Here is an 850-nt window from a genome sequence, read left to right on the forward strand (position 1 = left end):
GGCCTCCACCCCGCCGCCCGCCGGTGACGGCGACGTCGTCGACCGCTGGGTCGTGCAGGTCAGCGCCGAGCTCCGCCTGGCGATGGCAGGCGTCGACGTGGCCGCGCTGCTCGATCTCACCCGGGAGGTCGCCCACGGGGTCGCGCGCCCGGCGGCGCCGCTCACCGCGTTCCTGGTCGGCTTCGCGGCAGGTCGCGAAGCCGCCGCCGGCGGCACCGACGAGGCGGCGGCGGTGCGCGCGGCGACGGAGGCCGTGCTCGGTCTGCTCGCCCGGCGGGCGGGCGGGACCGCTCAGCCCATCCGACCGGGGCCCGCCTCGTCGAGGTAGCCGCGCATGTCGATCGCCATGGTGCGCACCGCGTCCTGGTCGGGCTCCTCGTACTGCTCGCCGTTGCTTGTCGCCCGGGCGTAGCCGAAGGTCAGCCGCGGGAGCACCTGCGTCGGCGTGTCGAGGTCATCGGCCCACTCGGGCTCGTCGCCACTGAAGGCCGCCGGGCCGGAGGGCAGGTCGCCTGCACCGGGTGCGGCCGTCACGATGGCCCGGTCGATCACGCCGAGCACGATGATCGCTGCCAACGCGGGTACGGCCGCGATCGGGTTCCACGCCGTCAGCCCCACCAGGGCGAACACTGCGACCACCGTCAACCCGCCGACGAGGTGGCGTCGAGTGGGACGAAGCGCGGGAACCTTCCGGCCACGCCGATAGTGCGCCATACCGACAGTGTGCCCCACGGTCGACGTGTCCCCATGTGGTCGGTCGATACCCGCAGGGTGTGGGGTCGGCGGCGGCGGGGAGGGACGCCGGCACGCTCGTGCGGTGCGGCGGTGCGGCGGTGCGGCGGTGCGGCGG

Annotated in this window: 2 protein-coding genes; one reads left to right on the forward strand and one right to left on the reverse strand. The window is 75.5% G+C overall.

The features are described from left to right. A partial coding sequence (locus NBZ83_RS32385) for a DUF6457 domain-containing protein (RefSeq protein WP_368861943.1) occupies positions 1 to 328 on the forward strand: 328 nt, incomplete at its 5' end. On the opposite strand, the gene NBZ83_RS32390 is transcribed toward NBZ83_RS32385, so the two are convergent. Beyond that, on the reverse strand, positions 292 to 714 hold the full coding sequence (locus tag NBZ83_RS32390) for a hypothetical protein (protein ID WP_261568683.1): 423 nt from the start codon (positions 712 to 714) through the stop codon (positions 292 to 294). The genes NBZ83_RS32385 and NBZ83_RS32390 overlap by 37 nt on opposite strands. Positions 715 to 850: the final 136 nt, after the last annotated feature.

The organism is Frankia gtarii, from assembly GCF_025403375.1.
Classification (GTDB): domain Bacteria; phylum Actinomycetota; class Actinomycetes; order Frankiales; family Frankiaceae; genus Frankia; species Frankia gtarii.